The sequence below is a fragment of the Devosia sp. 63-57 genome (genome assembly GCF_001899045.1).
Classification (GTDB): Bacteria; Pseudomonadota; Alphaproteobacteria; order Rhizobiales; family Devosiaceae; genus Devosia; species Devosia equisanguinis.
In genome coordinates, this window is record NZ_MKUY01000003.1 from 508,895 (window position 1) to 535,443 (window position 26,549).

Annotated in this window: 27 protein-coding genes; 9 read left to right on the plus strand and 18 right to left on the minus strand. The window is 62.1% G+C overall.

Going from position 1 to position 26,549, the window contains the following annotated elements; translation table 11 throughout:
• Positions 1 to 18: 18 nt before the first annotated feature.
• From BGO80_RS02635 to BGO80_RS02665, 7 genes are all read right to left on the minus strand, one after another.
• A complete protein-coding gene (locus BGO80_RS02635; RefSeq protein ID WP_286718877.1) occupies positions 19 to 855 on the minus strand; it encodes an MBL fold metallo-hydrolase in 837 nt (278 codons plus the stop codon).
• A gap of 4 nt (positions 856 to 859) precedes the next feature.
• Positions 860 to 1,639 carry a TatD family hydrolase gene (locus tag BGO80_RS02640; protein WP_286718879.1) on the minus strand — a complete coding sequence of 260 codons (780 nt, stop codon included), beginning with the start codon at positions 1,637 to 1,639 and terminating at the stop codon, positions 860 to 862.
• A 1-nt stretch (position 1,640) separates the two neighbouring features.
• Positions 1,641 to 3,191: a methionine--tRNA ligase gene (metG, locus tag BGO80_RS02645; protein WP_286718881.1), complete on the minus strand. Its 1,551-nt coding sequence runs from the start codon at positions 3,189 to 3,191 to the stop codon at positions 1,641 to 1,643.
• The gene (locus BGO80_RS02650) at positions 3,188 to 4,213 is read right to left on the minus strand and encodes a DNA polymerase III delta subunit-related protein (protein WP_286718882.1); all 1,026 of its coding nucleotides are present in this window, start codon (positions 4,211 to 4,213) and stop codon (positions 3,188 to 3,190) included. Before BGO80_RS02650 ends, metG begins: the two co-directional genes overlap by 4 nt.
• The gene (gene tmk / locus BGO80_RS02655; protein WP_286718884.1) at positions 4,210 to 4,896 is read right to left on the minus strand and encodes a dTMP kinase; all 687 of its coding nucleotides are present in this window, start codon (positions 4,894 to 4,896) and stop codon (positions 4,210 to 4,212) included. Before tmk ends, BGO80_RS02650 begins: the two co-directional genes overlap by 4 nt.
• A 243-nt stretch (positions 4,897 to 5,139) precedes the next feature.
• Positions 5,140 to 6,282 carry a D-alanyl-D-alanine carboxypeptidase family protein gene (locus tag BGO80_RS02660; RefSeq protein ID WP_286718885.1) on the minus strand — a complete coding sequence of 381 codons (1,143 nt, stop codon included), beginning with the start codon at positions 6,280 to 6,282 and terminating at the stop codon, positions 5,140 to 5,142.
• A 60-nt stretch (positions 6,283 to 6,342) separates the two neighbouring features.
• A complete protein-coding gene (locus BGO80_RS02665; protein WP_286718887.1) occupies positions 6,343 to 7,386 on the minus strand; it encodes a septal ring lytic transglycosylase RlpA family protein in 1,044 nt (347 codons plus the stop codon).
• Positions 7,387 to 7,639: 253 nt separating this feature from the next.
• On the opposite strand from BGO80_RS02665, the gene metH reads away from it, so the two are divergent.
• The 3 genes from metH (at position 7,640) to BGO80_RS02680 (ending at position 12,857) form a co-directional block, all read left to right on the plus strand.
• Complete coding sequence (metH, locus tag BGO80_RS02670; RefSeq protein ID WP_286718889.1) at positions 7,640 to 11,407, plus strand: methionine synthase; 3,768 nt, start codon at positions 7,640 to 7,642, stop codon at positions 11,405 to 11,407.
• A 120-nt stretch (positions 11,408 to 11,527) separates the two neighbouring features.
• Entirely contained in the window at positions 11,528 to 11,872 is a 345-nt protein-coding gene (locus BGO80_RS02675; RefSeq protein ID WP_126151989.1) for a hypothetical protein, read from the plus strand.
• Between the two features lie 43 nt (positions 11,873 to 11,915).
• On the plus strand, positions 11,916 to 12,857 hold the full coding sequence (locus BGO80_RS02680) for a patatin-like phospholipase family protein (protein ID WP_286718892.1): 942 nt from the start codon (positions 11,916 to 11,918) through the stop codon (positions 12,855 to 12,857).
• Positions 12,858 to 12,860: 3 nt separating this feature from the next.
• On the opposite strand, the gene BGO80_RS02685 is transcribed toward BGO80_RS02680, so the two are convergent.
• Together BGO80_RS02685 and folD are read right to left on the minus strand one after the other, a co-directional pair.
• Positions 12,861 to 13,409, minus strand: a complete 549-nt coding sequence (locus BGO80_RS02685) for a DUF1643 domain-containing protein (RefSeq protein WP_286718894.1) — start codon at positions 13,407 to 13,409, stop codon at positions 12,861 to 12,863.
• Positions 13,406 to 14,308 carry a bifunctional methylenetetrahydrofolate dehydrogenase/methenyltetrahydrofolate cyclohydrolase FolD gene (gene folD / locus BGO80_RS02690; protein WP_286718895.1) on the minus strand — a complete coding sequence of 301 codons (903 nt, stop codon included), beginning with the start codon at positions 14,306 to 14,308 and terminating at the stop codon, positions 13,406 to 13,408. The genes BGO80_RS02685 and folD overlap by 4 nt, the downstream gene beginning before the upstream one ends.
• Positions 14,309 to 14,382: 74 nt before the next feature.
• Between folD and BGO80_RS02695 the strand changes: the two genes are divergently transcribed.
• On the plus strand, positions 14,383 to 14,997 hold the full coding sequence (locus BGO80_RS02695; RefSeq protein WP_286718897.1) for a DUF1176 domain-containing protein: 615 nt from the start codon (positions 14,383 to 14,385) through the stop codon (positions 14,995 to 14,997).
• A 195-nt stretch (positions 14,998 to 15,192) separates the two neighbouring features.
• On the opposite strand, the gene BGO80_RS02700 is transcribed toward BGO80_RS02695, so the two are convergent.
• On the minus strand, positions 15,193 to 15,666 hold the full coding sequence (locus tag BGO80_RS02700) for a methyltransferase family protein (protein ID WP_286718899.1): 474 nt from the start codon (positions 15,664 to 15,666) through the stop codon (positions 15,193 to 15,195).
• A 168-nt stretch (positions 15,667 to 15,834) separates the two neighbouring features.
• Between BGO80_RS02700 and BGO80_RS02705 the strand changes: the two genes are divergently transcribed.
• The gene (locus BGO80_RS02705) at positions 15,835 to 17,310 is read left to right on the plus strand and encodes an AMP nucleosidase (RefSeq protein WP_286718900.1); all 1,476 of its coding nucleotides are present in this window, start codon (positions 15,835 to 15,837) and stop codon (positions 17,308 to 17,310) included.
• Positions 17,311 to 17,396: 86 nt separating this feature from the next.
• On the opposite strand, the gene aqpZ is transcribed toward BGO80_RS02705, so the two are convergent.
• On the minus strand, positions 17,397 to 18,083 hold the full coding sequence (gene aqpZ / locus BGO80_RS02710; protein ID WP_286718902.1) for an aquaporin Z: 687 nt from the start codon (positions 18,081 to 18,083) through the stop codon (positions 17,397 to 17,399).
• Between the two features lie 122 nt (positions 18,084 to 18,205).
• Positions 18,206 to 19,483, minus strand: a complete 1,278-nt coding sequence (eno, locus tag BGO80_RS02715; RefSeq protein WP_286718904.1) for a phosphopyruvate hydratase — start codon at positions 19,481 to 19,483, stop codon at positions 18,206 to 18,208.
• Positions 19,484 to 19,677: 194 nt separating this feature from the next.
• Here eno and BGO80_RS02720 point away from each other — a divergent pair, with 194 nt between their 5' ends.
• Complete coding sequence (locus tag BGO80_RS02720) at positions 19,678 to 20,109, plus strand: VOC family protein (protein WP_286718906.1); 432 nt, start codon at positions 19,678 to 19,680, stop codon at positions 20,107 to 20,109.
• A 3-nt stretch (positions 20,110 to 20,112) separates the two neighbouring features.
• Here the strand turns inward: BGO80_RS02720 and BGO80_RS02725 are convergent, their stop codons facing one another.
• The 3 genes from BGO80_RS02725 to BGO80_RS02735 all read right to left on the minus strand — a co-directional run bounded on the left by BGO80_RS02725 (position 20,113) and on the right by BGO80_RS02735 (position 22,420).
• Positions 20,113 to 20,691 (minus strand): hypothetical protein, encoded by a 579-nt coding sequence (locus BGO80_RS02725; RefSeq protein ID WP_286718908.1) that lies wholly within the window; start codon positions 20,689 to 20,691, stop codon positions 20,113 to 20,115.
• A gap of 73 nt (positions 20,692 to 20,764) precedes the next feature.
• Positions 20,765 to 22,054 (minus strand): MFS transporter, encoded by a 1,290-nt coding sequence (locus BGO80_RS02730; RefSeq protein WP_286718909.1) that lies wholly within the window; start codon positions 22,052 to 22,054, stop codon positions 20,765 to 20,767.
• A gap of 141 nt (positions 22,055 to 22,195) precedes the next feature.
• On the minus strand, positions 22,196 to 22,420 hold the full coding sequence (locus tag BGO80_RS02735) for a DUF4169 family protein (RefSeq protein WP_353744182.1): 225 nt from the start codon (positions 22,418 to 22,420) through the stop codon (positions 22,196 to 22,198).
• A gap of 367 nt (positions 22,421 to 22,787) precedes the next feature.
• Between BGO80_RS02735 and BGO80_RS02740 the strand changes: the two genes are divergently transcribed.
• Genes BGO80_RS02740 through BGO80_RS02750 form a run of 3 tightly spaced genes read left to right on the plus strand, consistent with a single transcriptional unit; the run spans position 22,788 to position 24,396 of the window.
• Complete coding sequence (locus tag BGO80_RS02740; RefSeq protein WP_286718910.1) at positions 22,788 to 23,135, plus strand: hypothetical protein; 348 nt, start codon at positions 22,788 to 22,790, stop codon at positions 23,133 to 23,135.
• Positions 23,136 to 23,183: 48 nt separating this feature from the next.
• Positions 23,184 to 23,894 carry a hypothetical protein gene (locus tag BGO80_RS02745; protein WP_286718912.1) on the plus strand — a complete coding sequence of 237 codons (711 nt, stop codon included), beginning with the start codon at positions 23,184 to 23,186 and terminating at the stop codon, positions 23,892 to 23,894.
• Between the two features lie 58 nt (positions 23,895 to 23,952).
• Positions 23,953 to 24,396: a hypothetical protein gene (locus BGO80_RS02750; protein ID WP_286718913.1), complete on the plus strand. Its 444-nt coding sequence runs from the start codon at positions 23,953 to 23,955 to the stop codon at positions 24,394 to 24,396.
• A gap of 6 nt (positions 24,397 to 24,402) precedes the next feature.
• Here BGO80_RS02750 and flhB read toward each other — a convergent pair whose 3' ends face one another.
• The 3 genes from flhB to fliQ are packed head-to-tail and all read right to left on the minus strand — an operon-like array spanning position 24,403 to position 26,528.
• The gene (gene flhB / locus BGO80_RS02755; protein ID WP_286718914.1) at positions 24,403 to 25,488 is read right to left on the minus strand and encodes a flagellar biosynthesis protein FlhB; all 1,086 of its coding nucleotides are present in this window, start codon (positions 25,486 to 25,488) and stop codon (positions 24,403 to 24,405) included.
• A 3-nt stretch (positions 25,489 to 25,491) separates the two neighbouring features.
• A complete protein-coding gene (gene fliR / locus BGO80_RS02760) occupies positions 25,492 to 26,262 on the minus strand; it encodes a flagellar biosynthetic protein FliR (protein WP_126151971.1) in 771 nt (256 codons plus the stop codon).
• Positions 26,262 to 26,528: a flagellar biosynthesis protein FliQ gene (gene fliQ, locus BGO80_RS02765; protein ID WP_126151970.1), complete on the minus strand. Its 267-nt coding sequence runs from the start codon at positions 26,526 to 26,528 to the stop codon at positions 26,262 to 26,264. Before fliQ ends, fliR begins: the two co-directional genes overlap by 1 nt.
• Positions 26,529 to 26,549: the final 21 nt, after the last annotated feature.

The window sequence follows — 26,549 nt, forward strand, 5'->3', positions numbered from 1 at the left end:
ACCTGACGGGCTCCACCCCTACCGGTTCAAGATTTCTCCACTCAGTACATCGATCTGCATGCCGTCGAAGGCTGGGGTGACATTGGCGGGCGTCTCGGCTTCGGTGCGGGCATAGTCGAGGTCGATATGCATGTCGGTGAGCACGGCCTGACGGGGCTGGAAGCGGGTGATGAGGTCGAGGCTTTCCGGCAGGCTCAGATGGCTTGGATGCGGAGTCGGGCGGAGGGCGTCGAGCACCCAGAGCGACAGCCCGGAAATGGCGGCATGCGATTGTTCGGGAAAGCCCGAGAGATCGCAGCTATAGGCGAAATCGGCGACGCGGAAGCCCAGCGAATTGATATCGCCATGCAGTTGCAGGAAGGCGCTGATATCGAGCGTGCCGCCCGGGCCAGTCACCGAAATGGTGTCGCCGGCGGCGATTTCGTGGGCATTGAGAATGGGCGGATACGAACTGCCCGCCGGGGTGGTGAAGCAATAGCCGAAGGCCTCGCGGATGCGGGCACCGCATTCGGGGGTGAAATAGACATCGACCCGCTTGCGGTTGAGCAGCGCCAGGACGCGCAAATCGTCGATGCCATGGGTATGGTCGGCGTGCTCATGGGTGTAGAACACGGCGTCGACGCGGTTGACCGCCATGTCGAGCAATTGCTCGCGCAGGTCGACCCCGGTGTCGATCAGGATGCGGGTGGGTTCCGCCTCGCCGTCGCGCCAGCCTTCGATCAGCAGCGCGCAGCGGCGACGGCGATTGCGCGGCTCGTCGGGATCGCAAATGCCCCAATCATTGCCGATGCGCGGCACGCCGCCGGACGAACCGCAGCCCAGAATGGTGGCGATGATGCGATCCGGCGCGGCCATGGCCTTACATTACGCCGGACTTGGCAAACAGCCGCCCAAAATTGGCGGTGCTTTCGCGACCAACCTGCTCAAGCGTGACGCCGCGAATTTCGGCGACCTTCTCGGCGGTGTGACGCACGAAGCTCGGCTCGTTGGACTGGCCACGATGCGGAATGGGCGCGAGATAAGGTGCGTCGGTTTCGACCAGATAGCGATCGGCCGGCACCATGGCCGCGACGTCCTGAATTTCCTTGGCATTCTTGAAGGTGATGATGCCGGAAAAGGAGATGTAGCCACCGAGCGCCAGCGCGCGCTGCGCCAGGTCCATGCCGGCGGTGAAGCAATGGAGCACGAAGGGGAAGGCCCCCTGCCCGGTCTCTTCTTCGAGGATGGCGGCCATGTCGTCATCGGCCTGGCGGCTGTGGATAACCAGTGGAAGACCGGTGATCCGCGCGGCGGCGATGTGCCGGCGCAGTCCGATCTCCTGCGCCTCGCGTGGGGCATTGTCGTAGAAGTAGTCGAGACCGGCTTCGCCGATGGCAATGCAGCGCGGATGGGCACTTAGCCGGACCAGGTCCTCGGTCTGGATATGCAGCTCCTGATCGGCATTGTGCGGATGCGTGCCGACCGAACACCAGACGTTCGGGAAACGTTCCGCGATATCGGCATAGGTGGAAAACTTATCCACCCATGTGGATATCGTGACCATGCCGGTGACCCCGGCCGCGGCGGCGCGTGCCATGACGCCGTCGATATCGGCGGCCAGCGCTTCGAAGTCGAGATGGCAATGACTATCGATCAGCATCTTATTCCGCCGGCTTTTCGAGACGGGCAAAGACGCCCTGCGGCACGGGCAGTTCGGTGCCGGGGACGAGAGCATTGACCGCGACCGCATCGGCCAGGCCGCGCTGGTAGGCGGGCACCATCAGCTGGTCGAGCAAGCGCGCGGCGGATGCCGGCACGAAGGCCTGCATCGGGATGGCGAGGCGGCGAACGGTGTCGGCGGTGACATAGAGAACCGTGGCCATGCGAGCCGGATCGGTCTTCTTCAACGCCCAGGGCTCCTGGCCGGCAAAGTAGTTATTGGCCGAGCTCAGCGCCGCGATGATGGCGCCGGTGGCCTCATGCACCAATTGCTGATCCATGGCCTGCTGCGCCGCAGCCAGTGCCTCGGTGACCTCGGCGATGATGGCATTGTCGGCCTCGGTGAGCGCCCCGAATACGGGCACCTGGGCCTCGCAGTTCTTGTTGATCATCGACAGCGAACGCTGCGCCAGATTACCCAGATTGTTGGCCAGATCGGCATTGACGCGGTTGACCAGCTTTTCGTTGGAATAGTCGCCGTCATTGCCGAAGGAAACTTCGCGCAGGAAGAAATAGCGGATGGCGTCGGGGCCGAAGGTTTCGACCAGATGGAACGGGTCGATGACATTGCCCAGAGACTTGCTCATCTTCTGGCCGTCGACGGTGAGGAAACCGTGGGCGAAGACGCGATGCTGCACCGGCAGGCCGGCGCTCATCAGGAAAGCGGGCCAATAGACGGTGTGGAAGCGGATGATGTCCTTGCCGATAACGTGCAGGTCAGCGGGCCAGAACTTCTTGAACAGTTCGCTCTGCTCGTCGGGATAGCCGACGCCGGTAATGTAATTGGTGAGCGCATCGACCCACACATACATCACATGGCCCTCGGCGCCGGGGACCGGAATGCCCCAGTCGAAGGTGGTGCGGGAGACCGAAAGGTCCTGCAATCCGCCCTTCACGAAGGAGATGATCTCGTTGCGGCGCTCCTTGGGGGCGATGAAATCGGGATTGGCCTCGTAGAGATCGAGCAGCTTCTGGGTATAGGCGGAGAGAGCGAAGAAATAGGTCGGCTCTTCGACCCACTCGACCTCGGCGCCGGAGGGGGCAAAACGCTTGCCGTCCTTTTCAGTCAGCTCGTCCTCGTCGAAATAGGCCTCGTCGCGCACCGAGTACCAGCCCTTATAGGTGGACTCGAAGATATCGCCATTGTGGCTGTCGGCCATCTTTTTCCAGATGGCCTGCGACGCCTCATGGTGGCGCTGCTCGGTGGTGCGGATGAAGTCGTCATTGGAGAGATTGAGCGCCGCGGCGAGCTTGCGGAACTCGCCGGCATTGCGATCGGCCAGTTCGCGCACCGGAATGCCTTCCCTGGCGGCGGTCTGCACCATCTTGATGCCATGCTCGTCCGTACCGGTCAGGAAATAGACCTCGCGGCCTTCCAGACGCTTCCAACGCGCGATGGCGTCGGTGGCGATCATCTCATAGGCATGCCCGATATGGGGGGCGCCATTGGGATAGGAAATCGCGGTGGTGACGTAAAAGGGCTTGGCGGTCATGCTGGCTCAACGGGAACGGCGGAAATGGCGCAGTGCTTCCTTATGGCGTCGAAAATAACCGCCAGCGTCTGCTTCATGTCGAGATTGACGCTGTCGGCTTCGCCCAGAAGTGCGCTGGCCTTGTCCCATAGGTCAGTGGCGGAGGCAAGACGCCTGCGATCCACACCGGCAATGGCAGCCTCGCGCATTTCGGTGGCCATCCAATCGGCGAGGATTTCGCGGGCAAAGGACATGTCGGTGCCCTGCGCGTCGCTGCCCAATGCATCGGCCAGTTGCAGATGCACGGCATTGGGCATGGCGAGCGGATCTTGCAGCCAGGCCAGCAATGCTCCGACCGGCGAGGCCTCCGAGAGCGCCAGGGTTTCAAAGGCACGGCGCGGCCGGCCACCGGCCAGCTGCACGGCGCGGTCGAGCGTCTCGGCATCGAGATCGGCAACGCTGGCGGCCACGAGATCGCGCACCTGACCGCCGGCCAGCGGCCGCAGCGCCAGATTGTGGCAGCGCGACTTGATGGTGGGCAGAAGCGAGCCGGGGCGATGGGAAATAAGGAAAAATGTGGTGTCGGCCGGCGGCTCTTCCAGCGTCTTCAGCAGCGCATTGGCGGCGGACGGGTTGCAGTCGTCGATGGAGTCGAGAATGGCGATGCGGTGGCCGGCGCGGCCACGGGTGTGGTGCAGCGCGTCCCGCAGTTCGCGCACATCCTCGACGCGGATGACGGTGTAGTAGCCCTTGGCGTCCTTGGGACGGCGGCGCAGCACCGAGAGATTGGGATGGGACATGGCCTGCACCTGCTCGCGCACGCGGTGCGCGGGCTCGTCGCCGGTGGTCGTGAGGATGGTGGCGGCCAGTTCGAACGCCAAGGTCGCCTTGCCGATGCCCTGCGGCCCATGCAGCATGATGGCGCCGGGCAGACGCCCCTCGCCCAACTGCGCCAGAATGGCCTGGCGGGCGGCATCGTGGCCAATGGCCAATTGCCGCTGTTCGGGCAGCGGCAGGTCAGGAAGCGCCGTGGGATCGGTCACGCCGCGGGCCCGTCGGATAGTTCGGGGAAGCGGTCGGTGACCAGCTCCCAGATCGCTTGCTCGATCGCGTCTTCGCTCTGATTGGCGGAGATGACGTAGCAGCGGTCGCGATTGTTGCGGGCGATATCAATGAAATTCTGGCGCAGCCGCTTGTGCCAGTCGAGCTCTTCCTTCTCGAAGCGGTCGCCGGTCAGCGCCAGCCCGTCTTCGACGGCGCGCTGGGCGACGCGCTGGAAGGCGATTTCGGGGTCCATGTCGAGCACGATGGTGAGATCGGGCGTGTGGCCGTCAAGCGCCAGCACTTCGAGCGCGTCGATGAGCGTGTCGTCGACCCCGCCGGTCAGGCCCTGATAGGCGCGGGTCGAGTCGCAGAAGCGATCCGAGATCACCCAGGTGCCCTTGGCCAGGTTTGGGGCGATCAACTGGTTGACATGGTCGAGGCGCGCGGCAGCAAAGAGCACAGCTTCGGCGCCGGCGCCCCAGGCTTCCGAGCGCCCCTGCAGGATGAAGGAGCGGATGGCTTCCGCCTTGGGCGTGCCACCGGGCTCGCGCGTGCGCACGGCGCTGATGGAATGGCGATCCAGATTGACCAGCAAGCGACGCACCTGCGTCGACTTGCCGACGCCTTCCCCACCTTCAAAGGTGATGAACCGGGCCGGGTGGCGGTGTGGCGCTTCAAGCATTGGCAGGCTGATTCCTTGGTCGCATTCCTTTTAGGTCAGCAAAGGCCCCGCGAAAAGACTCGCGAGAGAGATTGATGGGCGGGGTGCGGGTTTTGGGGCTCTCCGCCCCCCACCCGGCCTCCCCCTGAAGGAGGGGGAGGAGAAGGGGTGCTCGATGCGAGTGCGGTGCGCTTAATGGGTCACTCCCCCTGCTCAAGGGGGAGGTTAGGTGGGGGCCTACACAGACACCGAGCAGCGGATGGCTTAAAGCCAGCCCAAGGCCAACTGCTTCAGGGCGTCGGTGGCGCGGCGGACGAGGTCGCCTTGGGGGACGTCTTCATTGGCGTAGAGCGGGGCGGTCTGAACCAGCTGGTCGTTGCAGAAGACGCGCAGTTCCGCGATCTGGTCGCCCTGGCGGACCGGGGGCAGCAGCGGGCTGGTATAGTTGACGGTGGCCGAAAGGCACTGGCGCGAGCCGCGCGGCAGGTAGAGCGCGATTTCACCCTTGCCGACGAGGCCGACGCTGCCGGTTTCGCCGCCATAGACATCGGCATGGGCAACGACGCTGCCGGCCGGATAGGGCGCGAAGCGCTCGAAGGCGCGCTGGCCCCAGGTAAGGAGCTTGCGGCCCTCTTCGGCGCGTTCGCGCATGGATGTGAGGCCATGAACCACGGCGACGAGGCGGCGATCGCCCTGGGCGGTGGACAGCACCACGCCATAGCCCGCCGCCGTGGTATGGCCGGTCTTGAGACCATCGACGCCGATACCGACATCGATCAGCGAATTGCGGTTGGACTGCTTGATCTTGTTCCACTCCATCTCCGGCTCGGAGAAGTAGTGATAGAATTCGGGAAATTCGCGGATGAGATAGCGGCCGAGCTCAGCCAAATCGCGGGCAGTGGAATATTCCTCTGGGTCCGGCAGGCCGGTGGAATTGGTGAAATGGGAACCGTCGAGCCCGATCTGGCCGGCCAGCTGGTTCATCATGGTGGCGAAGGTCGGCTCGGTACCGGCAATGCCCTCCGCCAGGATAATGGCCGCGTCATTGCCCGACTGGATGATGACCGAGCGGATCAGGTCTTCGACCCGGATCTGCGAATTGAGCTCGGCGAACATGGTGGAGCCGCCGGAGGCCGCGCCGCCGGTACGCCAGGCATTTTCGGAGACGAAGAACTTGTCCTCGAGGCTGATGCGGCCGGCGCGGAGTTCGTTGAACACCACGGCCAGGGTCATGAGCTTGGTCATGCTGGCCGGTTCGAGACGCGTATCGGCGTCTTTCTGGAAGATCACCGTGCCGGATTCATAATCCATCAGCACGGCGTAGCGCGCCTTGGTGTCGAAATCGACCTGAGCGGCGGCCGGGATCACCAGAGCCAGAAGTGCTGCAATGACGATCAACAGTCTCATGCGGCAAGTCCTTGTGTCTCGAGCCCCTGGACCGGACTATATGCGCCCCTGCCCCGATGATTAATAAAGAATGACGTTGGTAAGGCCAAGTTTCTGCGCCAGGTCGAGCACATCTTGTTGACCGACGCCGGGCTTGAGGTAGCTCACGGTGAGCTTGGTGGCGTCGCGGCCACCGACCTTGACGGGCTCCTCGTCCACCGCGGCAAGTACGGCGAATTCCTCGACCAGCCGTTCGGTGTTTTCCGGATCGGCATAGATGCCCAGGCCGATCTTGACGTGGCGCGCACCGGCATCGACGCTTTGCGCCCAAGCCTGCAATTCCGGTGACTGGCTGGCCATGGCATTGACCGCCGCATGGGCAGTGCCGATGCCGGCATCCACCTGCTGCGGGGTGGTATCGGCATAAGAGAACAGGCCGCTGATGAAATTGGTGGTCATGCCGACGAGGCTGCGATTGCTCTCGCTGGAGGCGACCTGGATATTGCCGCGACCGAAATCGGCCGGGCCGGCATAGCTGGCGACCAGCATGCGGGTATCGTCGCCCTCGAGCGGCGCCTGCCCCACATATTCGACCTTGACGCTGGCCGAGCCGTTATTGACGTAGCCGAGCATTTCGGCGGCGCGATGCGAGAGGTCGATGATGCGGCCGGCCACATAGGGGCCACGATCGTTGACGCGCACGATCATCGAGCGACCATTGCCGGTATTGGTGACGCGGACATAGGACGGCAGCGGCAGGGTCGGATGGGCAGCGGTGATGGCATTGGCGGAGAAGATTTCGCCATTGGCGGTGCGCCGGCCATGGAAATCTGAGCCATACCAGGAGGCCTGGCCGCTGGCAGTATAGCTCGGATTGTGCTCGGGCACATAGGTCTTGCCGCGCACCGTATAGGGCTTGCCGACCTGATAGCGCCCGCCACCCTTGGGCGGGTTGGGATTATTGGTGACGCGTGGAGAGGCGGCGACCCCATATTCCTTGGAGGTAAAGGCCCCGCGCTTGACGGTGGCACCCAGCCCGCCACCAGTGGCGCAGGCGGCCACCATGGGCACGATCAGCGTTGCAAGGGCGAGGATGCGGACGGCGCTGCGCCAGGAGGTCGTCACAGGGGCAATTCTCTACAAAACCACAACTATTCGCGCGCGACGATAAGGCGGATGGGCCGGTTTTCACAGAAAGGAACAATTTTACGGTTTAGGGGAGGTTAAGGCCAATGGGCGGTTACGGCGGCGGGTATCATTTTCGCCAAATGCCGCCGACATCGAGAGATCATTGCTTGGCGCTTGACTGATATAAAGATATCTTTATGTGATGCGTCGACACCTTCGCGCGCCTGCCCCTAAGAAAGAGAGGACGGCAATGAGCCCCTCCCCCGCCCCGACCGCCGAAACTCCTGTTCTGCCCGATTGGCAGGAAGTGCGCGCCGCCCTGGCCAAGGCCATGGAAGAGCGCATCCTCATTCTCGACGGCGCCATGGGCACCATGATCCAGCGGCTGGGGCTGACGGAGGAGAATTTCCACGGCGAGCGGTTCAAGGATTGGAGCCATCCGCTCAAGGGCAATAACGATCTGCTGGTGATCACCGAACCCGGCATGATCGAGGATATTCACTACGCCTATTACATGGCCGGTGCCGATATCGTCGAGACCAACACCTTTTCCGGCACCTCGGTGGCGCAGGCCGACTATGCCTGCGAAAGCGCGGTTTACGACATCAACTATCAGGGCGTGGTGGTAGCGCGCCGCGCCGCCCTGCGCGCCGAGCGGACCGATGGTCGCCGCCGCTTCGTCGCCGGCGCCCTCGGACCGACGACCAAGACCTCGTCCATGTCCACCGACGTCAATAATCCCGGCCATCGATCGATCAGTTTCGACGATCTGGTCGAGGCCTATGGCGAGGCGGTGCGCGGGCTGGTCGATGCCGGCGCCGACCTCCTGCTGTTCGAAACCATTACCGATACGCTCAACACCAAGGCCGGCATATTCGCGGCGCAAAAGCTGTTCGAGGAACGCGGCATCGACGTGCCGATCATGATCTCGGGCACCATTACCGACCTGTCCGGGCGCACCCTGTCGGGCCAGACGCCGACCGCCTTCTGGTACTCGATCCGCCACGCCAGGCCGATCACCATCGGGCTCAATTGCGCGCTGGGCGCCGACCTGATGCGCGACCACATTGCCGAACTCTCGGGCGTCGCCGATACCTTCATCTGCGCCTATCCCAATGCCGGCCTGCCCAACGAAATGGGCGCCTATGACGAAACGCCCGAGCAGATGGCGCAGCAGCTGCAGGCCTTTGCCAGCGACGGCTTGCTGAACATTGTCGGCGGCTGCTGCGGCTCGACGCCCGACCATATCCGCGCCATCGCCGAAATGGCGGCGCAATACCGGCCGCGCCAGGTGCCCGAGATCGAGCGCAAGCTGCGCCTGGCCGGGTTGGAGCCGTTTACGCTGACCAAGGACATTCCCTTCGTCAATATCGGCGAGCGCACCAATGTCACCGGCTCGGCCAAGTTCAGGAAGCTGATCACCGCCGGCGACTATACCACCGCGCTCGATGTGGCACGCGACCAGGTGGCCAATGGCGCCCAGGTCATCGACATCAACATGGACGAAGGCCTGATCGACTCCAAGCAGGTGATGATCGACTATCTGAACCTGCTTGCCGCCGAGCCCGACATCGCCAAGGTGCCGCTGATGATCGACAGTTCCAAATGGGACGTGATCGAGGCTGGCCTCAAATGCGTGCAGGGCAAGGCGCTGGTGAACTCGATCTCGCTCAAGGAAGGCGAAGAGCAGTTCATCCATCATGCCAAACTGGTGAAAGCCTATGGCGCTGCCGTTGTGGTCATGGCGTTCGACGAAACCGGACAGGCCGATACCAAGCAGCGCAAGGTCGAAATCTGCGCCCGCGCTTACAAGATCCTGACCGAAGTGGTGGGTTTCCCGCCTGAGGACATCATTTTCGACCCCAATGTCTTCGCTGTTGCGACCGGCATCGAGGAGCACAATAATTACGGTGTCGACTTCATCGAGGCGACCCGCGAGATCACCCAGAACCTGCCGCATGTGCATATTTCGGGCGGCATCTCCAACCTCAGCTTCTCGTTCCGCGGCAATGAGCCGGTGCGCGAGGCGATGCACGCCGTCTTCCTCTACTATGCCATCCAGAATGGCATGGACATGGGCATCGTCAATGCCGGGCAACTGGCGGTTTACGAGAGCATCGACAAGGAACTGCGCGACGCCTGCGAGGACGTGATCCTCAACCGCCGTGCCGATTCTACCGATCGCATGCTGGAACTGGCCGAGCGCTATAAGGGCCAGGGCGGCGGCGCCGGCAAGGCCAAGGATTTGAGCTGGCGCGAGCTGCCGGTGGGTGAGCGCATCAGCCATGCGCTGGTCAATGGCGTGACCGAATATATCGAGGCCGATACCGAGGAAGCGCGGCTGGCCTATGACCGGCCGCTGCACGTCATCGAAGGCCCGCTGATGGCGGGCATGAACGTGGTCGGCGACCTGTTCGGCTCGGGCAAGATGTTCCTGCCGCAGGTGGTGAAGTCGGCCCGCGTGATGAAGCAGGCCGTGGCCTATCTCATGCCATTCATGGAGGCAGAAAAGCTGGCCAATGGCGATGCCAGCGGCCGCCAGAGCGCCGGCAAGGTGCTAATGGCGACAGTGAAGGGCGATGTGCACGATATCGGCAAGAATATCGTCGGCGTGGTCCTGGCCTGCAACAATTACGAGATCATCGACCTGGGCGTCATGGTACCGAGCCAGAAAATCCTGGAAACGGCAAAGGCGGAGAATGTCGACATCATCGGGCTCTCCGGCCTCATCACCCCCTCGCTGGACGAGATGGTGCATGTCGCCTCTGAAATGGAGCGCGAAGGTTTTGACATTCCGCTGCTGATCGGTGGGGCGACCACCAGCCGCGTGCATACGGCGGTGAAAATTCACCCGCGCTATGCCCGTGGGCAGGCGGTCTATGTCAACGATGCCAGCCGCGCGGTGGGCGTTGTGTCCAACCTGCTTTCGGACGATACCAAGGTGACCTTCATCGACCAGGTGCGCGCCGAATATGCCAAGGCAGCGGCGGCGCATGAGCGGGCCGAACAGGAGAAAAAGCGCCTGCCGCTCGAATCCGCGCGGGCCAATGCTTTCAAGCCGGACTGGGCCGCCTATGCACCGCCCGCGCCGACATTCCTCGGCACAAGGGTGTTCAAGGATTTCGACCTGGCGGAACTGGCCCAATATATCGACTGGACGCCCTTCTTCCAGACCTGGGAGCTGAAGGGGCGCTATCCGGCCATTCTCGAGGATGAGAAGCAGGGCGAAGCCGCTCGCGCCTTGTGGGCCGACGCCCAGAAGATGCTTCAGCAGATCATCGAGGAAAAATGGTTCGCCCCCTCGGCAGTGGTCGGGTTCTGGCCGGCCAATGCGGTGGGCGATGACGTAAAACTCTTCACCGGCGAGGATCGCAGCGAGGAACTCGCGACCTTCTTCACCCTGCGCCAGCAACTATCCAAGCGCGACGGCAAGCCCAATATGGCGCTGTCCGACTTCGTTGCGCCGCTCGAGACCGGCAAGCCCGATTATCTCGGCGGCTTCGTGGTCACCGCAGGTCTGGGCGAAGTGGCCATTGCCGAGCGCTTCGAGCGGGCCAATGACGACTACTCGTCCATTCTGGTGAAGGCGCTGGCCGACCGCTATGCCGAGGCCATGGCCGAATATATGCACAAGCGCGTGCGCCGCGAATTCTGGGCCTATGCCGCCGACGAAACATTGGCGCCCGAAGAGCTTGCCGCCGAAACCTATCAGGGCATTCGCCCGGCGCCCGGTTATCCGGCCCAGCCGGATCATACCGAGAAGACCACGCTGTTCCGCCTGCTGGACGCGGAGAACACGGTCGGCGTGGAACTGACGGAGAGCTATGCCATGTGGCCAGGCTCGTCGGTGTCGGGACTGTATTTCGCCCATCCCGACGCATATTATTTCGGCGTGGCCAAGGTCGAGCGCGACCAGGTGATCGACTATGCCCAGCGCAAGGGCATGGAAGTGGAAGAGGTCGAACGCTGGCTGGCGCCGATTTTGAACTATATGCCGGGCAAGGTGGCGGCGGAGTAGGCAGGGCCCTTTCGCCTCCCTCCCCCTCAAGGAAAGGGAGCGCTGGAGCCGAGGCCGTGGAACGCACAAAGTGCCACCGTAATCAGGGAGAGTCCGGTGGGGGCCTTGAGGACAAATGTCATGACGCAGCAAATCCCCGTCACCCTCATCACCCAGCCGGGCCAACTCGTGCCGCTGGATAGTGACACGGCACTGATCCGGCTGCCGGCCAATTCCGGGCATGGGCATGACGATGGCGATGTCTGCCTGGCCTGTGCGGGGCAAACCGATGTGCGGGCACTTCTCTACAACCTGCTTGAAGAACACCGTCGCGACATGCGGCCAGCATTCAAACGCGTGGTGGTCGACGCCAGCGCGGTGCGGGACCCACAACAAGTGGTGTTGGCGCTGACCGGAAAACTGCCGGCACAGGCGCTTCGCGACCATACTGTCGCACGCATGTTCTATCTGGCTGGAGCGTCCTAGGACATCGGCTTATCCTCCCCGAAACAGAATCGGGGACAGCCTTATGCGCAAACCAAAGATCGGACTGGCCCTGGGAAGCGGTGCCGCACGTGGCTGGGCGCATGTGGGCGTGCTTGACGCGCTTGTGGCAGCAGGCATCGAGCCCGATATCATCGCCGGCACCTCGATGGGGGCCCTGGTCGGCGGCGTTTATGCCAGCGGCCGCCACGCCGCCCTGCGCGATTGGGCGCTATCAGCGGACCGCCGTATCGTCGCCTCACTGGTCGATGTAGGCTTTCTTGGCGGCGGCTTGGTCGATGGCGTACGCATTGCCGAATGGCTGGGTGGCCTCAAGATTGCCCCGCAAATCGAAGATCTCAAACTGCCATTTGCCGCGGTGGCCACCGATCTGACGACTGGCAGGGAAGTCTGGCTGCGGCAGGGCAAGCTGGTCCGGGCCATTCGCGCCTCGATCTCCATGCCGGGCATTTTCAGCCCGGTGGATGTGGAAGGTGAATGGCTCGTGGATGGCGGGCTGGTCAATCCGGTTCCAGTATCGCTGTGCCGGGCCATGGGAGCCGACTTCATCATCGCGGTCAATCTCAACGAAGACCTGCTGGGCCGCCGCCTGCTGCCCGAGATCGCGGTCACCCCTGATGCGGTTGATAAAACGGACGCGCAGAAAGCAACCAATTGGCTGTCAATGGTCAAGACCATGCCGACGGCGCTGGCGAGCCAGGCGGCCAACTTCAAGCTGTTCGGCAATGGCGGTGCGGCACCAGGCTATTTCGATGTGCTGGGCAATGCGCTCAACATCATGCAGGACCACATCACACGCTCGCGGCTGGCCGGAGAGCCGCCGCATGCCCTGATCCTGCCGCGCGTCGTCGATATCGGACTCATGGATTTCCACCGCGCTGCCGAGGCTATCGAGGAAGGCCGAGCCGCGACCGAGAGAGTCCTAGCGATCATCGAGAGCAAGCTCGGCAGGACACCCAAAGCCTAGCCACTAATCCGGAAACGGCAGTAACGGCGTGTCGGCGCGCAGGTAAAGCGGGTGCTTGGGCGAGCCATCGGCATTGGTGCCAAAACACCAGAGGGCGACGCCATCGGCGCGCAGGGCCTGGACCAATTCCCGGCCAGCTGGGGCGAGGGCCTTGTTGAGCTTGCCGTGGCAGAGCACGACGCACCCTGCCCCTTTGGCGGCTTCTAAAATGGCAGGAATATTGGCTGGTGAGACCGCCTCGACGCCCGGTGCGACAAGCATTTTGGGGTCGGTAGCGCGATAGTCGCCGACATTGCATTTGACCATGGCCGAAAACCCCTCGCGTCGCGCAAAAGTCCATTCGCGGGCGCAGGTGGGGTCGTCGACGCTGGCATCGGCGGTGGACGGGTTCATGCCGATGAAGAGGATGTAGTGATCCGGAAAGACGTCGCCGAGCCAACGCCGCATGAGCTGGCGATAGCGACCATCGGCGCTCATCACGGCGTCGCCGCGAACCCCCTCGGCAAGGCGCAGGCGCACCTTGCCGCCGGGATCGTGCAGATCAGCACTCATGCGGTGAGATCGCTCGGCGGGGTGAGGCCGTTGATCAGCGAAGCGGTCGTGATGGTGTTTGCCAAGAGGCAGGCAATGGTCATCGGGCCGACGCCGCCCGGAACCGGGGTGATGGCGGCGGCGACTTCGGCCACGGCGGCGGTATCGACATCGCCGACGAGACGGGTCTTGCCCTCGCCCTTTTCGGGGGCCGGGATGCGGTTGATACCAACATCGATGACCACGGCGCCCGGCTTGATCCAGTCACCCTTGATCATCTGCGGGCGGCCGACGGCGGCCACCACGATATCGGCGCGGCGCACCACCTCGGGCAAGTCCTTGGTCCGCGAATGGGCGACGGTCACCGTGCAATTGTCGCGCAGCAGCAGCTGCATCATCGGCTTGCCGACGAGATTGGAGCGGCCGACGATGACGGCGTTCTTGCCCTCGAGCGAACCGAGCTCATCACGCAGCAGCATCAGGCACCCGAGCGGGGTGCAGGAGACCGGGCCCGGCAGCCCGATCTGCACCTTGCCGACATTGGCCGGAGTAAAGCTGTCGACATCCTTGGCCGGGTCGATGGCTTCGATGACCTTGTTGGCGTCGATATGCCTGGGCACCGGCATCTGCACCAGAATACCGTGCACCGCCGGGTCGGCATTGAGCTGGTGAACCAGCGCCAGCAGATCGGCCTCGGGCGTGTCGGCGGGCAGCTCGTGCTTATAGGAGTTCATGCCGACTTCGGCAGTCTGCTTGGCCTTGGAAGAGACATAGACCTGGCTGGCGGGGTCTTCGCCCACGATGACCACGGCGAGGCCAGGCGTGATGCCGTGCTCGGCCTTGAGGCGCTCGACATGGCCGGCAATACGAACGCGCAAATTCTCTGCGAATGCTTTGCCATCGATGATTTTTGCGGTCATATCGGCCTCGATCTGCTTGAATGGAGGCGCGGGAAATCGCTCCCGCGTTTCGGCTTCGACATAAGGGATAGAGGATGATCCGTCCATTGCTTTGGCTGCCGCTGGCGGCGCTTTCACTCAGCCCCGCCCTCGCCGAAGAGGCTTCGCTGGAACAGCAGGCGCGGGCGCTTCACGCCCTGGCCGGCGGCGAATGGTGCGCGCTCAATGACGGCTTCATTCCCGAAGGCGAGGACTTCGCCAGCTGGACCTTCACCTACAAGCCCGACTGGAGCCCGGATGCCGAAGAAGAGACGGTTACGCTCATCCGCCTGTTCTGCATGGCCGGGGCCTACAACATCAACCACGCCTACTATATTCACCGCGATTTCGAGGGACTGACACCACTGTCCTTCGCCATGCCCATGGTCGACCCGCAATATGAGGATGAGGACTTTGAGGGCAAGTTGCTGGAGGTGCCGGTGATCGGCATGAGCAGCACGCTGGTGCTGGTCAATTCCGATTTCGATCCCGAAACCAAGACCATCACCTCGTTTTCGAAGTGGCGCGGCATTAGCGACGCCAGTTCCTCGGGGACCTGGGCGTTTCGCGAGGGCGAGTTCGTGCTGGTGCGCTACGACGTCGATGCCAGCTATGACGGCGAAATCAATCCCGAGACCGTGCTGGATTACACCGGCAAGCAGAAGAAATAACAAAAAGCCGCCTCGGCATTGCTGCCGGGCGGCTGGGGGGAAGCGGTCCACCGCGCTGTTGAGGGCTTGGGGGACAAGCGGCGGACCGCCTCCCGCTCATCGGTTGCATGGGTCGCTTGCGTATGCCGATGAACTGACCAGAAGATGGGGGTCAATTGCGGCGAGAAAAGAGCGGTTCACCGAAGTGTGAGAATGCTAGAGCCAGCGTCGCGTCGCCGCCTGGTAGCGCGTATAGCTGTCTCCGAACTTGCGCTGCAGATAACGCTCTTCAGGCAACACCGCTAGAAGGTGAAACGCCACCAAAACCAGCGGCAATAGCGGCAGCCCCCAGTTCAGACCGGCCATCAGCGTCAGGCCCAGATGCAGCATCAGACAGCCGATATAGATGGGATTGCGGCTGAACCGATAGGGGCCGGTCGAAACCACAACCAGCGTCGGCTGACTGGGCATGACATTGGTGCCCGCCGCCTGGAAGGCCGCAATGGCCCGGTTGACGACGGCAAAACCCGCGACAGCCAGAAGCAGCCCTAGCCAGAAGGCCCAGCTCGACAGACCGAAGGGCGGGATGAGATGCAGCGGGTGAAGCCATTGCAGGCCGAGCGCTGCCAGCCAGGACAGCGCCGGATAGAATGGCGGCGGCATGATCAGTCCCGGATTGTCCTTTTCCATCAGTTCCCCCCTTGCGCGATTATTTCCGGCTTGGTGGCCAACAGGCCAATGCATGGCTTAGCATGTCCGCTCAACAAAACTGTCTTGATCGCGATATAGTCGAGCTGCATCGAAGACGATTCCTAGCCTAGGCAGGCCCGACCCGCAGGACCGCAACAGAGGATATACATGACCACCCTCACGCCGCCCCGTCTTGAGAAGCAGTCTTTCACCGATCCGGCCGAAGCCTGGGCGCATGTGGCCCATATCTATCACCGCAATTGCGATTTTATCCGCGGCCATCTCGAAGGCCTGACCGATGGCGTCGTCCCGCCGGGCCGGGTGCGCGCCTTCTACCCGCAGGTCGAGGTGCGCTCCACCAGCTATTCCAAGCATGAGAGCACCCTGCCCTATGGTTATCTGCACACGCCGGGCATCTACCGGACCACGGTAACCGCGCCGGACCTGTTCAAGGGCTATCTGCAGGAGCAGTTCGCAGTGATTCTGAAGAACCACGGCGGCACCATCGATGTGGGCGAATCGGAGACACCCATTCCGCTGCATTACGCCCTGGGCCTGCGCCAGCATGTCGATGGCGCCACGCTCAACGCGCTCGATATTCCGCTGCGCGACCTTTTCGACGCGCCCGACCTGGGCAACACAGACGACGAAATCGCCAATGGCACCTATGTGCCGCCGCGTGGGGGACCCTACCCGCTTTCGGCCTTTACCGCGCCGCGCGTGGACTATTCGCTGTTCCGCCTGTCGCACTATACCGGCACCGACGCCGAGCACTTCCAGAACTTCGTGATCTTCACCAACTACGCTTTTTACATCGACGAGTTCTGCCGTATCGCCAAGGACCACCTCAAGAACGGTCATTCGGTCTATCAGCGCTTCGTCGAGCCCGGCAACGTGGTGACAGACAACATGCTGACCGGCGGCGGCGTGTCCGGCACCGTGCCGGTGCGCACGCCGCAAATGCCCGCCTATCATCTGGTGGCCGAGCGCGGCAAAGGCATAACCATGGTCAATATCGGCGTCGGCCCGTCCAACGCCAAGACCATTACCGATCATATCGCGGTACTCCGCCCCCATGCCTGGATCATGCTGGGACACTGCGCCGGGCTCAGGAATTCGCAGGAGCTGGGCGACTATGTGCTGGCCCATGCCTATGTGCGCGAGGACCATGTGCTCGACGCCGACCTGCCGCTTTCCGTCCCCATTCCGGCACTGGCCGAAGTGCAGGTGGCGCTGGAACAGGCAGTGGAAGAGATCACCCAGACCGAGGGGATCGAAACCAAGAAGATCATGCGAACCGGCACCGTTGCGACATTCGACAACCGCAATTGGGAGCTCTGGGACCAGACGGCGATCACCCGTCAGCTCAGCCAGTCACGTGCTGTGGCGCTGGATATGGAATCGGCGACCATCGCCGCCAATGGTTTCCGCTTCCGCGTCCCTTACGGCACCCTGCTCTGCGTCTCCGACAAGCCGCTGCATGGCGAGCTGAAGCTGCCGGGCATGGCGTCCGACTTCTATCGCACGCAGGTCAACCGGCATTTGCAGGTGGGGCTCAGGGCCATGGAAATCCTGCGCGACCAGCCGGCCGAGCGACTGCATTCGCGCAAACTGCGCAGCTTTGCGGAGACGGCGTTTCAGTAATTGGACTTTAGCGCCTTTTGAGAAAAGCCCTCGGGTCAAGCCCGAGGGCGGAACGGTGGTTGGGAAGCACCCAACGCCTCCGATGGTCAGTCGCGCGCGAGCAGCGTCTTCCAGATCACGGCACCGATGGCGGCGCCGACCAGCGGCGCGACGATGAACAGCCAGACCTGACCCAGGGCGCCGTTCTGCGCGAACAGCGCGGCTGCGATGGAGCGTGCCGGGTTCACCGACGTATTGCTGACCGGGATCGAGATCAGGTGGATCAAGGTCAGTCCCAGGCCGATGGCAATGGGGGCGAAACCGACCGGGGCATTGCCATGGGTCGAGCCGAGAATGATCAGGAGGAAGAAGGCGGTGAGCACCACTTCGATCAGCAGCACCGACACCATGCCATAGCCATGCGGTGACAGCGCATCATAGCCATTGGAGGCAAAGCCGCCGGCCACGAAATCCACCTTGCCCGAGGCGATGAGAAAAAGCACGGCTGCGCCCAGGGCACCACCGATGATCTGCGCGGCCCAATAGGGCAGCAGATCCTTGAACTGGAACCGGCCGGCAATGGCGAGGCCGAGCGAAACGGCGGGATTGAAATGGCCGCCGGAAATATGCCCCACGGCATAGGCCATGGTCAGGACGGTGAGGCCGAAGGCCAGAGCGACACCGGCATAGCCGATGCCCAGCTCCGGAATGCCGGCGGCCAGCACAGCCGATCCGCAGCCTCCGAAGACCAGCCAGAATGTACCAAAAGCTTCGGCAGATAGACGCTTCATCATGCCAAAAGACTCCCCAAGTAAAGTTGATTCTACTTGGGCACTGTATGCCTAATTCTTGAGCACGGCTGAAAATAGTAAGGCCGGGCAGTTGCCCGGCCTTTTTATTTCGTCTGGCGAAGAGTTTAGCGACCCTTGACCACCGAATAGCCTGCATATTTGGCGGACGAGCCGAGTTGTTCTTCGATGCGGATCAGCTGGTTGTACTTGGCCATGCGATCCGAGCGGGAGAGCGAGCCGGTCTTGATCTGACCGCAGTTGAGGGCCACGGCCAGGTCGGCAATGGTGGAATCCTCGGTTTCGCCCGAACGGTGCGACATGACCGAGGTGTAGCTGGCGCGGTGCGCAGTATCGACGGCGTCGAGGGTTTCGGAGAGCGAGCCGATCTGGTTGACCTTGACCAGGATGGAGTTGGCGACGCCCATCTTGATGCCGGACACCAGACGCTGGGTGTTGGTGACGAACAGGTCGTCGCCCACCAGCTGCACCTTCTTGCCGATGGCGTCGGTCAGGGCCTTCCAGCCATCCCAGTCGTCCTCGGCCATGCCGTCTTCGATGGTGATGATCGGATAGCGATTGGCCAGGTCTTCGAGGAAGCGGACGTTTTCGTCGGACGATAGGGACTTGCCCTCGCCCTTCATCTCATACTTGCCGCCTTTGTAATACTCAGTGGCCGCGCAATCGAGGCCGAGGAACACGTCCTCACCCGGCTTGTAGCCGGCCTTTTCGATCGAGCGCATGATGAAGCCCAGCGCATCGTCGGCCGAAGCCAGGTTTGGTGCGAAACCGCCCTCATCGCCCACATTGGTGTTGTGGCCTTCAGCGGACAGACCCTTCTTGAGGGTGTGGAAGATTTCCGAGCCGATGCGGACGGCGTCGGCAATGGAGGTCGCGCCGGCGGGCAGGATCATGAATTCCTGCATGTCGATCGGATTGTCGGCATGCTCGCCGCCATTGATGATGTTCATCATCGGCACGGGCAGGATATGCGCGTTCGGGCCGCCAATATAGCGGTAGAGCGGCAATTCGCTCGACTCGGCGGCGGCCTTGGCAACGGCGAGCGACACGCCGAGAATGGCATTGGCGCCGAGCTTGCCCTTGTTGGCGGTGCCATCGAGATCGATCATGGCCTGGTCGATGCCGCGCTGGTCGAGTGCATCCATGCCCAGCAATTCGTCGGCGATCACGTCGTTGACGTTCTCGACGGCCTGGGTCACGCCCTTGCCGTTGTAGAGATTGCCGCCATCGCGCAGCTCGACGGCTTCGTGAGCACCGGTCGAGGCGCCCGACGGCACCGCGGCGCGGCCGAAGCTGCCATCGTCCAGCACCACATCGACTTCAACAGTCGGATTGCCGCGGCTGTCATAAATCTGGCGGCCATGGATATGGATGATCGAAGACATGAGGTGCCTTTCCCCGTGGATGTCGTGAGGTCTAGGGGCCTGTCTAGACGCGCCTCGTGACAATGCAAAGAGGGCAGACGCAATTTTTGGGTCTGTTGTGACGGAAAGGGAGCAAACCGACCTCTGGCGCCGCCTTCGTGCCTGCCCTAACATGTCAGCAAGGGCAAAAAGCCCAGTCATTCCGAGGAGAGACCATGACCGCACCGCTCGTCAGGCAGGTGGCCCATACCTGCATTTTTGCCCGTGACCTCGATGCGGTGGAGGCGTTCTACCGGGACGTCATCGGCATCGCGCCGAAGTTCACCTTCATGCGCGGCCGGGACAAGATCGGCTTCTATCTCGATTTCGGCAATCGCACCTTTATCGAGGTGTTCAAGAAGGGCGAGTCGCGGTTTGAGGAGAGCAACCAGATCAACCACATCTGCCTCGAAACCGAGGATCTCGACGCGTTCATTGCCCATGTCCGCGGCAAGGGCGTCGATATCACCGCCAAGAAATTTGGCGTCGATGCCACCTGGCAGGCCTGGCTGGCCGATCCCAGCGGGGTGAAATTGGAGATTTTCCAGTACACGCCTCAAAGCATGCAGTTCGGCCCGGACGGCGTGGAATGCCAGGTGGACTGGTAACGGCTAGCTTGGGCAGCGCCCCCAGACTTCGATCTCCTGATTGGCGCGCAGATTGACCAGCACGTCCGGCGTGGGCCTCCAGATTTCGAGGCCCGCGCTGAGCAACGCACGGATTTCCGCGAGCTCGGGCGAAGCCGCATCGATGCCGAACACCTTGACGATGTAATCATCCTCGATAGTGGTCGCAAAGACGCGGCCCGCCGGCTCGACGGGCTCCATGTCGAACGTGCCGTGATCATCGCCCTCGGGGCTTTGCTGCGTCACGCGGAACGTGGTGGGGCTGGTTGTCGTGTAGGTGACGATGTTTTCCCAAGTGTTCGCGCAGGTGCGTTCAATGGCGCGGGCGAGGTTTTCCCGATCCGCATCGCCGGTTCCCCGCCAATTGCGCACCGTGTTCTTGAGGGTAAACCAGCGACCATCGAGGCCATCGACAAGTGCTTGCGGCGTTTCCGGCCCACCAAGTGTGGTCAGATTCCCGCCATTGAGCGATGGTGCAACGCGATCGATCTGCAGCGCCAGGTCTTCATTTGCAGAAACGGGTGCCGCCAGAAGGGTGGCTGCGAGGGCAAGCAGAAGGCGCACGGGTTGAGGTCTCCAGGTCTGGATGTCACAGGTGAGACGTCCAGACCCGGTTCGACCTTGGTGGCAGGCAGACTTATTCCGCTGTCTGGCGGATGAAGCCGAAGGCAACGAGCGTCACGACCGCGGCGATGATGATGTAGTAGCCGACGGTGTGCAGGCCATAGGTGTCGGCCAGCCAGGCGGCGATGTAGGGCGCGAAGGACGCACCGAAAATGCCGCCGAGATTGAAGGTCAGCGACGCGCCGGTGTAGCGGACGGCGGTGGGGAACGGAGCCGCCAGCGCGGTGCCCAGCGGACCATAGGTCATGCCCATCAGCGCAAAGCCGATGCACAGGAAGCCCAGCACGCCCCAGACATTGTCCGAGCCCAGAAGTGGCGCCAGCACCAGGCCAAACAGCGCAATGCCGATCGAGACGCCGATCATAACCCGGCGCATGCCATAGCGGTCAGCCAGGATGGCGGCCACCGGGATCAACAGCCCGAAGAACACCACGCCGACCATCTGCAGAATTAGGAATTCCTCTCGGCTATAGCCCAGCGTGCGGGTGCCATAGCTCAGCGAAAACACCGTCATGATGTAAAACAGAACGAAGGTGGCCAGTGCAGCCATGGTGCCGAGCACGAGGCTGAGCTTGTGGCGGCGAAACACGTCGACGAACGGCACTTCGACGCGCTCGGCCTTTTCGATGGCCTTGGCGAATTCGGGGGTCTCGGTGATCTTGAGGCGGATGAACAGGCCCAAGATGACGAGGAAGGCACTGGCGAGGAAAGGCACGCGCCAGCCCCAGCTCATGAAGGCATCGTCGCCCAGGAAATGCGCCAGGACCAGGAAAATGGTGGTGGCGAGGAAAAAGCCCACCGGCGCGCCGAGCTGCGGGAACATGCCGTACCAGGCCCGCTTGCCTTCTGGCGCATTTTCGGTGGCCAGCAGCACGGCCCCGCCCCATTCGCCGCCGAGTCCCAGCCCCTGCCCCAGCCGGCACAGGGCCAGCAGCAGCGGCGCAAAAATCCCGATCTGTTCATAGGTCGGCAAGACGCCGATCAGCACCGTGGAAATGCCCATGGTCAGGAGCGCGGCCACCAGCGTCGCCTTGCGCCCGACCTTATCGCCGAAATGGCCGAAAAAAGCTGCGCCGATAGGGCGGGCCAGGAAGGCGATTGCAAAGGTGGCGAGCGAGCTCAACAATGCCGAATTGGCATCGGCGGCCGGAAAGAACAGATGCGGGAACACGATCACCGCCGCCGTCGCATAGATGTAGAAGTCGAAGAATTCGATCGTGGTGCCGATCATGCTGGCCGCCAGCACGCGGCGCGCCGAATTTCCGCCGGCCGGAGCCAGGCTGGTCTCTGTAGCAATTGTCATGGGTCGTCCGGGATCTTTTAAGCAAGGGGCGCCCGCCGACGCCGCGCCTCCATCCCGAAAATTCGCGGCCTGCCGAGCAATTGAAACGGGCGTACCGCAGAGTACGGTTATCCGCAAGTGCCTTTCGCGGGCGTATTCTGGCTATTCTTCGCGCTTGTGGCCGTCGATAAGACGCTCGGCGCGCTGCCGCTCAGTGGCTTCGCGCTGCTTTTCGGCCTTGGTGCGGCCATGCAGAACCCGATTCTGGGCCGCCACATTTTCCTTGTCAGAACGGGCCTTCTGCTTGCGGACCTGTCGCAGATTGATGATGTCGGCCATGAAGCGGTCCTCGGGCACTGCCGGTGGCGTGGAGTCTAGATGATCCAAGGTGCGGACTCAATCACCAGTGCATCGATGAGATGCTGCGGCAAAGCCTCCCTGCTCAGGCTCACCCTGACGTTCAAATTCCACCTTCAGCTCTTCGCACCTTTTGATGTCAACGACGATAGGCATGGGCGTGTGCTCGCCTTGTCCTTCAAGAGTGCAACCAACTAACCCTTCCTGCAGACTTGAGTGTGATCAAGGTGTTCAAGGTTGCCTCTGTCCCCAACCTTGCCGCGGCGTCATCACCAGGTCGGGTGATCCATGCATGTCGCTGGCACGCCGTCCACATTTCGTTGCTCTAAATTGCCCTTGCATTGACAGCATCCGTTCACTTTATTAAAAGCTCACTGAGTTAATAATGAGGTGAGCAGTGCGCCAGGTTTTGAAAGCCTTCATTGTCCTGGTGGTTACAACTTTCGCTCCACCTTCCTTCGCCACAGGAGTCGATGGTGTTTGGGAGTGCAAAGCGTTCGGTACGCTTGTTGCAACCATCGGATTCGAGGGCAGAAACTATGTCCTTGCCAATAAGTCGGGCCAGAGCGGTCGGGGGGAAGTTGGCGAAGTCGACGCGTCCTTCGACATGTTCGTGGTCCGCAGCGGCCCCCTATACGATGACCTTGGAATTGTCGGCGGCCGGCGGAACCTTGGCACTGATAAGCCAACGCTGACGCTGCTTGGCCAACAGGGCGGAAACCTTGTTTGTGACGCGAAGCTTTAGTCGCACCGTATGAATGCCACGTCTCACCACACTATTCAGGTCTAGAAGATGAAACACGTGCTCGTCGCAACAGTGCTCGCTGCCGTCGCCATAGGCGGTGGCGCAAAACCTTCATATGCTCAGTACGCGCCAGATGGCATCTACTTGATGACGAGAATGTGGATCAGCTCGTTTGAGATGGACGTCTACTATTTCGGCCCGGGGATTGCTGTAAACGCGCCCGGCTACGACATCGCAGCCTATGGCACAAGCTATGCCGAAGAGCAGAACCCTGGAACGGTTGGCGATGTAAGCTTCACCGGGGGCACCATGCGCATCGACTGGCACGACGGGGACGTTACCGAGGCTGATTTGGAGCCGTCGTCAGGAGGCTGCTTCAACTTCGACGGCGGCCTGTTTTGTCCTGTCGAAAAGTTTAGCTCCAGCACCTTGTCGGGCGTATTCCATGGCGGAGCCGCGGTTGGGGGCGGAACGAGCGCTTTTGCCAGTAGCGGCCAGACACTGCTGTTTCAGGAGGATGGACGCTATGCCATGGGGTCGACCACGGTAGTGGACTCCATCGCCGGGGGCGTCGATGCCACCGCCTATAGTGACCAGGCAGAGGCCGGGCAGTACACCATCTCGGGAAACAGTATCGAATTCTATCCGGACGGCGGCCAAGCCTGGAGCACGGCCAGCTTCCCATACCACGATGATGCTTTGCCGGGCGCTTTCCCAAACCGGATCTATTTCGATGGCGTGATGATGTCGCGCCAGTGACGCGACGCTCATAGGTGCCGCGGTGCCACTCAATATCTAGGTCGTGGGGTTAGTACGGATGCTCAAGGAATTCCTGAACGGCAAATCGCTGCCACAGCTGGTCATGATAGCGGCGTTGGTGCTGAGCTTTGCCTCCCAGTTCTTCAATTACTTCGACGATGGAACCACTGGGTTCCTGTCTTTCGGGCCAGACTTCGGCGACACTACGGGCATCTATACGTTCGGGCTCTATGGAACAGGCTGGGCTTTCCATCCGCAGGCCTATGTCATTTATGTCGTGCTCGCCTTTGCCCTGCTGCGCGAAGACATTGCGCAGCATCCCCTGTTCATCCGCTTCGGCTATTGGGTGAGCTTTCTGCTGATTGGTTGGGCCGCGTCGCCCGGAGCTCCCATGCGTGCAGAAGGCGCGGCAGCAGGGTGGATCGCTGTGCTCATCGCTCTCGCCGCAGCTCTCTTGCACCAGTTCGGCAAAAAAGCCGCGACCGACCGCCAAGAAGGCTGAACTGTCTTATCGATTGGCGCGCCAGCCGCCGCTGCCGGGCTGTTTCAGGCGCATGACGAAGCCGATGATCTCGGCTACGGCTTTGTAGTGCTCGGCCGGGATGACCTCGTCGATATCGACCGAGGCGAACAATGCCCGCGCCAGTGGGGGATTTTCGATGATAGGCACGTCGCTGTCCTTGGCGAGTGTGCGGATGCGCAGCGCCACGGCATCGGCACCCTTGGCGACGCAAATCGGCGCTTGCATGGTCTTGTCATATTTGAGCGCCACCGCGAAGTGGGTCGGGTTGGTGACCACCACAGTCGCATCGGGAACGGACGCCATCATGCGCTGACGCGCCTTTTCGTGCCGCAACTGGCGGATGCGGCCCTTCACATGCGGGTCGCCTTCCATCTGCTTGTACTCTTCGCGTGTTTCCTGCACCGTCATCATGTGCTTCTTCCACCATTTCTGGCGCACATAGAAATAGTCGGCGCCGGCAATGATGGTGACGACCATCAGCACCGCCATGAAGATCTTGTTCCCCAACTCCTGGAAGTCGAGCAGGATCACCAGGGGATCGGCGGTCATCATGGTGTCGAGCCGATCGCGCTCGGGCCAGCAGACCATGACCACGACCGCGCCGACGATGCTGATCTTGAGCAGGCCCTTGCCGAAATTGACCAGTGCCTCAGTCGAGAACAGGCGCTTTGCGCCCGAAAGCGGGGAAATCTTGGAGAATTTCGGGGTGATGGGCTCGGCCGAAAACACCGGCTTATGCTGGACCAGATTGGCCAGGATGCCACAGACGTAAAGCACGGCCAGCGGCGCCAGCACCACGCCGATCATGGTGAGGGCAAGACTATTGAAGAAGGCCCCGAAGCCGGCGCCTTCGACGTCGAACCGGTCGGCATTCATGATGATCAGCTTGAGAGCAGAGCTCAGCTGGGCGCTGCTCCAGGGCGCGATCATGGCGAAGGCAATGGCCGAGCCCAACAGCATGAACCAGGTCGTGACCTCCTGGCTCTTGGCGACATCGCCCTTCTTGTGGGCGTCCTCGAGCTTTTTATGGGAGGGGTCTTCTGTTTTGGAGTCTTTGTCCTCGTCCGACATGGACTAGCCCCTCCACATCGCCAGGTGATTTTCGAAGGCGGTAATGTACCAACCCATCATCATCACGAGGAGCAGCGCGAACAGCAGCAGGCCGACAATGATATTGGCCGGCATGAGGATGAAATAGACCTGCAATTGCGGCATCAGCCGGCCCAGAATGCCGGCGCCGAGATTGAAGACCAGGCCGAAGACGATAAAGGGCGCCGACATCTGCAAGCCCACCGAAAAGGCCCCCGCAACGGTCTTGATCGCCAGTTGCATGGCGTCCTCAAACATCAAAGGGTCGCTGGGCGAGAACAAAGTGTAGCTGTCATAGATCGCTGCCAGCGCCATGTGATGGAGATCGGTGGCAAAGATCAGGGTAACGCCGAGATAGGAAAGGAAGCTGCCGAACACCGCCGCCTGCGCACCGGCTTGTGTCGGGTCCGCCGCCATGGCACCGGAAAGGCCGGTCTGAAAGGCGATGATGGCGCCGGCCACCTGCGTGGCCATCACGGTGATGCGCACAATGGCCCCGATCATCAGGCCAATGGCGATTTCGTGGAACAAGAGCCCCACCATTCCGGGCAATTGCGTCGGCAGCGCCGGCATGGTCTGCGACAATAGCGGATAGACCACGAGGGTGAAGGCCAGCGCGAAGCTGAGGCGCATACGGACGGGGATGGTCTGTTCGCCCAAGGCCGGCATCAGCATCAGCATGGAGCCGATGCGCGCGAACAGGATCATATAGGCAAAGGCGGTGCCCGGCAGCCAATCGAGGCTGGCCGTGATCATCAGCCGCCCACGATGATCATGTCGATCACCCGGTTCATGTAACCGGCCATAGTAGCGCCCATGAAGGGCAGGATCAGCAGCATGGTGACGAAAATGGCGACGATCTTGGGCACGAAGACCAGCGTCATTTCCTGAATCTGCGTCAGCGCCTGGAACAGCGCGATCACGACGCCAACGCCGAGACCCACCAGCATCATCGGCATGGAAACGATGAGCAGCGTCCAGATGCCATCGCTGGCAATATCGAGCACTTCTGCGCCGGTCATCTCTACCGTTCCCGTGGAATC

What these genes read in the sequence shown, in the direction of transcription:
- aqpZ (WP_286718902.1), bottom strand. Translation starts at nt 18,083, where the DNA reads ATGATGAAGCGTCTATCTGCCGAAGCTTTTGGTACATTCTGGCTGGTC.
- eno (WP_286718904.1), bottom strand. Translation starts at nt 19,483, where the DNA reads ATGTCTTCGATCATCCATATCCATGGCCGCCAGATTTATGACAGCCGC.
- BGO80_RS02745 (WP_286718912.1), top strand. Translation starts at nt 23,184, where the DNA reads ATGAAACACGTGCTCGTCGCAACAGTGCTCGCTGCCGTCGCCATAGGC.
- fliQ (WP_126151970.1), bottom strand. Translation starts at nt 26,528, where the DNA reads ATGACCGGCGCAGAAGTGCTCGATATTGCCAGCGATGGCATCTGGACG.
- BGO80_RS02700 (WP_286718899.1), bottom strand. Translation starts at nt 15,666, where the DNA reads ATGGAAAAGGACAATCCGGGACTGATCATGCCGCCGCCATTCTATCCG.
- metH (WP_286718889.1), top strand. Translation starts at nt 7,640, where the DNA reads ATGAGCCCCTCCCCCGCCCCGACCGCCGAAACTCCTGTTCTGCCCGAT.
- BGO80_RS02730 (WP_286718909.1), bottom strand. Translation starts at nt 22,054, where the DNA reads ATGACAATTGCTACAGAGACCAGCCTGGCTCCGGCCGGCGGAAATTCG.
- folD (WP_286718895.1), bottom strand. Translation starts at nt 14,308, where the DNA reads ATGACCGCAAAAATCATCGATGGCAAAGCATTCGCAGAGAATTTGCGC.
- tmk (WP_286718884.1), bottom strand. Translation starts at nt 4,896, where the DNA reads ATGCTTGAAGCGCCACACCGCCACCCGGCCCGGTTCATCACCTTTGAA.
- BGO80_RS02680 (WP_286718892.1), top strand. Translation starts at nt 11,916, where the DNA reads ATGCGCAAACCAAAGATCGGACTGGCCCTGGGAAGCGGTGCCGCACGT.
- flhB (WP_286718914.1), bottom strand. Translation starts at nt 25,488, where the DNA reads ATGTCGGACGAGGACAAAGACTCCAAAACAGAAGACCCCTCCCATAAA.
- BGO80_RS02750 (WP_286718913.1), top strand. Translation starts at nt 23,953, where the DNA reads ATGCTCAAGGAATTCCTGAACGGCAAATCGCTGCCACAGCTGGTCATG.
- BGO80_RS02685 (WP_286718894.1), bottom strand. Translation starts at nt 13,409, where the DNA reads ATGAGTGCTGATCTGCACGATCCCGGCGGCAAGGTGCGCCTGCGCCTT.
- BGO80_RS02705 (WP_286718900.1), top strand. Translation starts at nt 15,835, where the DNA reads ATGACCACCCTCACGCCGCCCCGTCTTGAGAAGCAGTCTTTCACCGAT.
- BGO80_RS02695 (WP_286718897.1), top strand. Translation starts at nt 14,383, where the DNA reads ATGATCCGTCCATTGCTTTGGCTGCCGCTGGCGGCGCTTTCACTCAGC.
- BGO80_RS02660 (WP_286718885.1), bottom strand. Translation starts at nt 6,282, where the DNA reads ATGAGACTGTTGATCGTCATTGCAGCACTTCTGGCTCTGGTGATCCCG.
- BGO80_RS02675 (WP_126151989.1), top strand. Translation starts at nt 11,528, where the DNA reads ATGACGCAGCAAATCCCCGTCACCCTCATCACCCAGCCGGGCCAACTC.
- BGO80_RS02720 (WP_286718906.1), top strand. Translation starts at nt 19,678, where the DNA reads ATGACCGCACCGCTCGTCAGGCAGGTGGCCCATACCTGCATTTTTGCC.
- BGO80_RS02635 (WP_286718877.1), bottom strand. Translation starts at nt 855, where the DNA reads ATGGCCGCGCCGGATCGCATCATCGCCACCATTCTGGGCTGCGGTTCG.
- BGO80_RS02640 (WP_286718879.1), bottom strand. Translation starts at nt 1,639, where the DNA reads ATGCTGATCGATAGTCATTGCCATCTCGACTTCGAAGCGCTGGCCGCC.
- fliR (WP_126151971.1), bottom strand. Translation starts at nt 26,262, where the DNA reads ATGATCACGGCCAGCCTCGATTGGCTGCCGGGCACCGCCTTTGCCTAT.
- metG (WP_286718881.1), bottom strand. Translation starts at nt 3,191, where the DNA reads ATGACCGCCAAGCCCTTTTACGTCACCACCGCGATTTCCTATCCCAAT.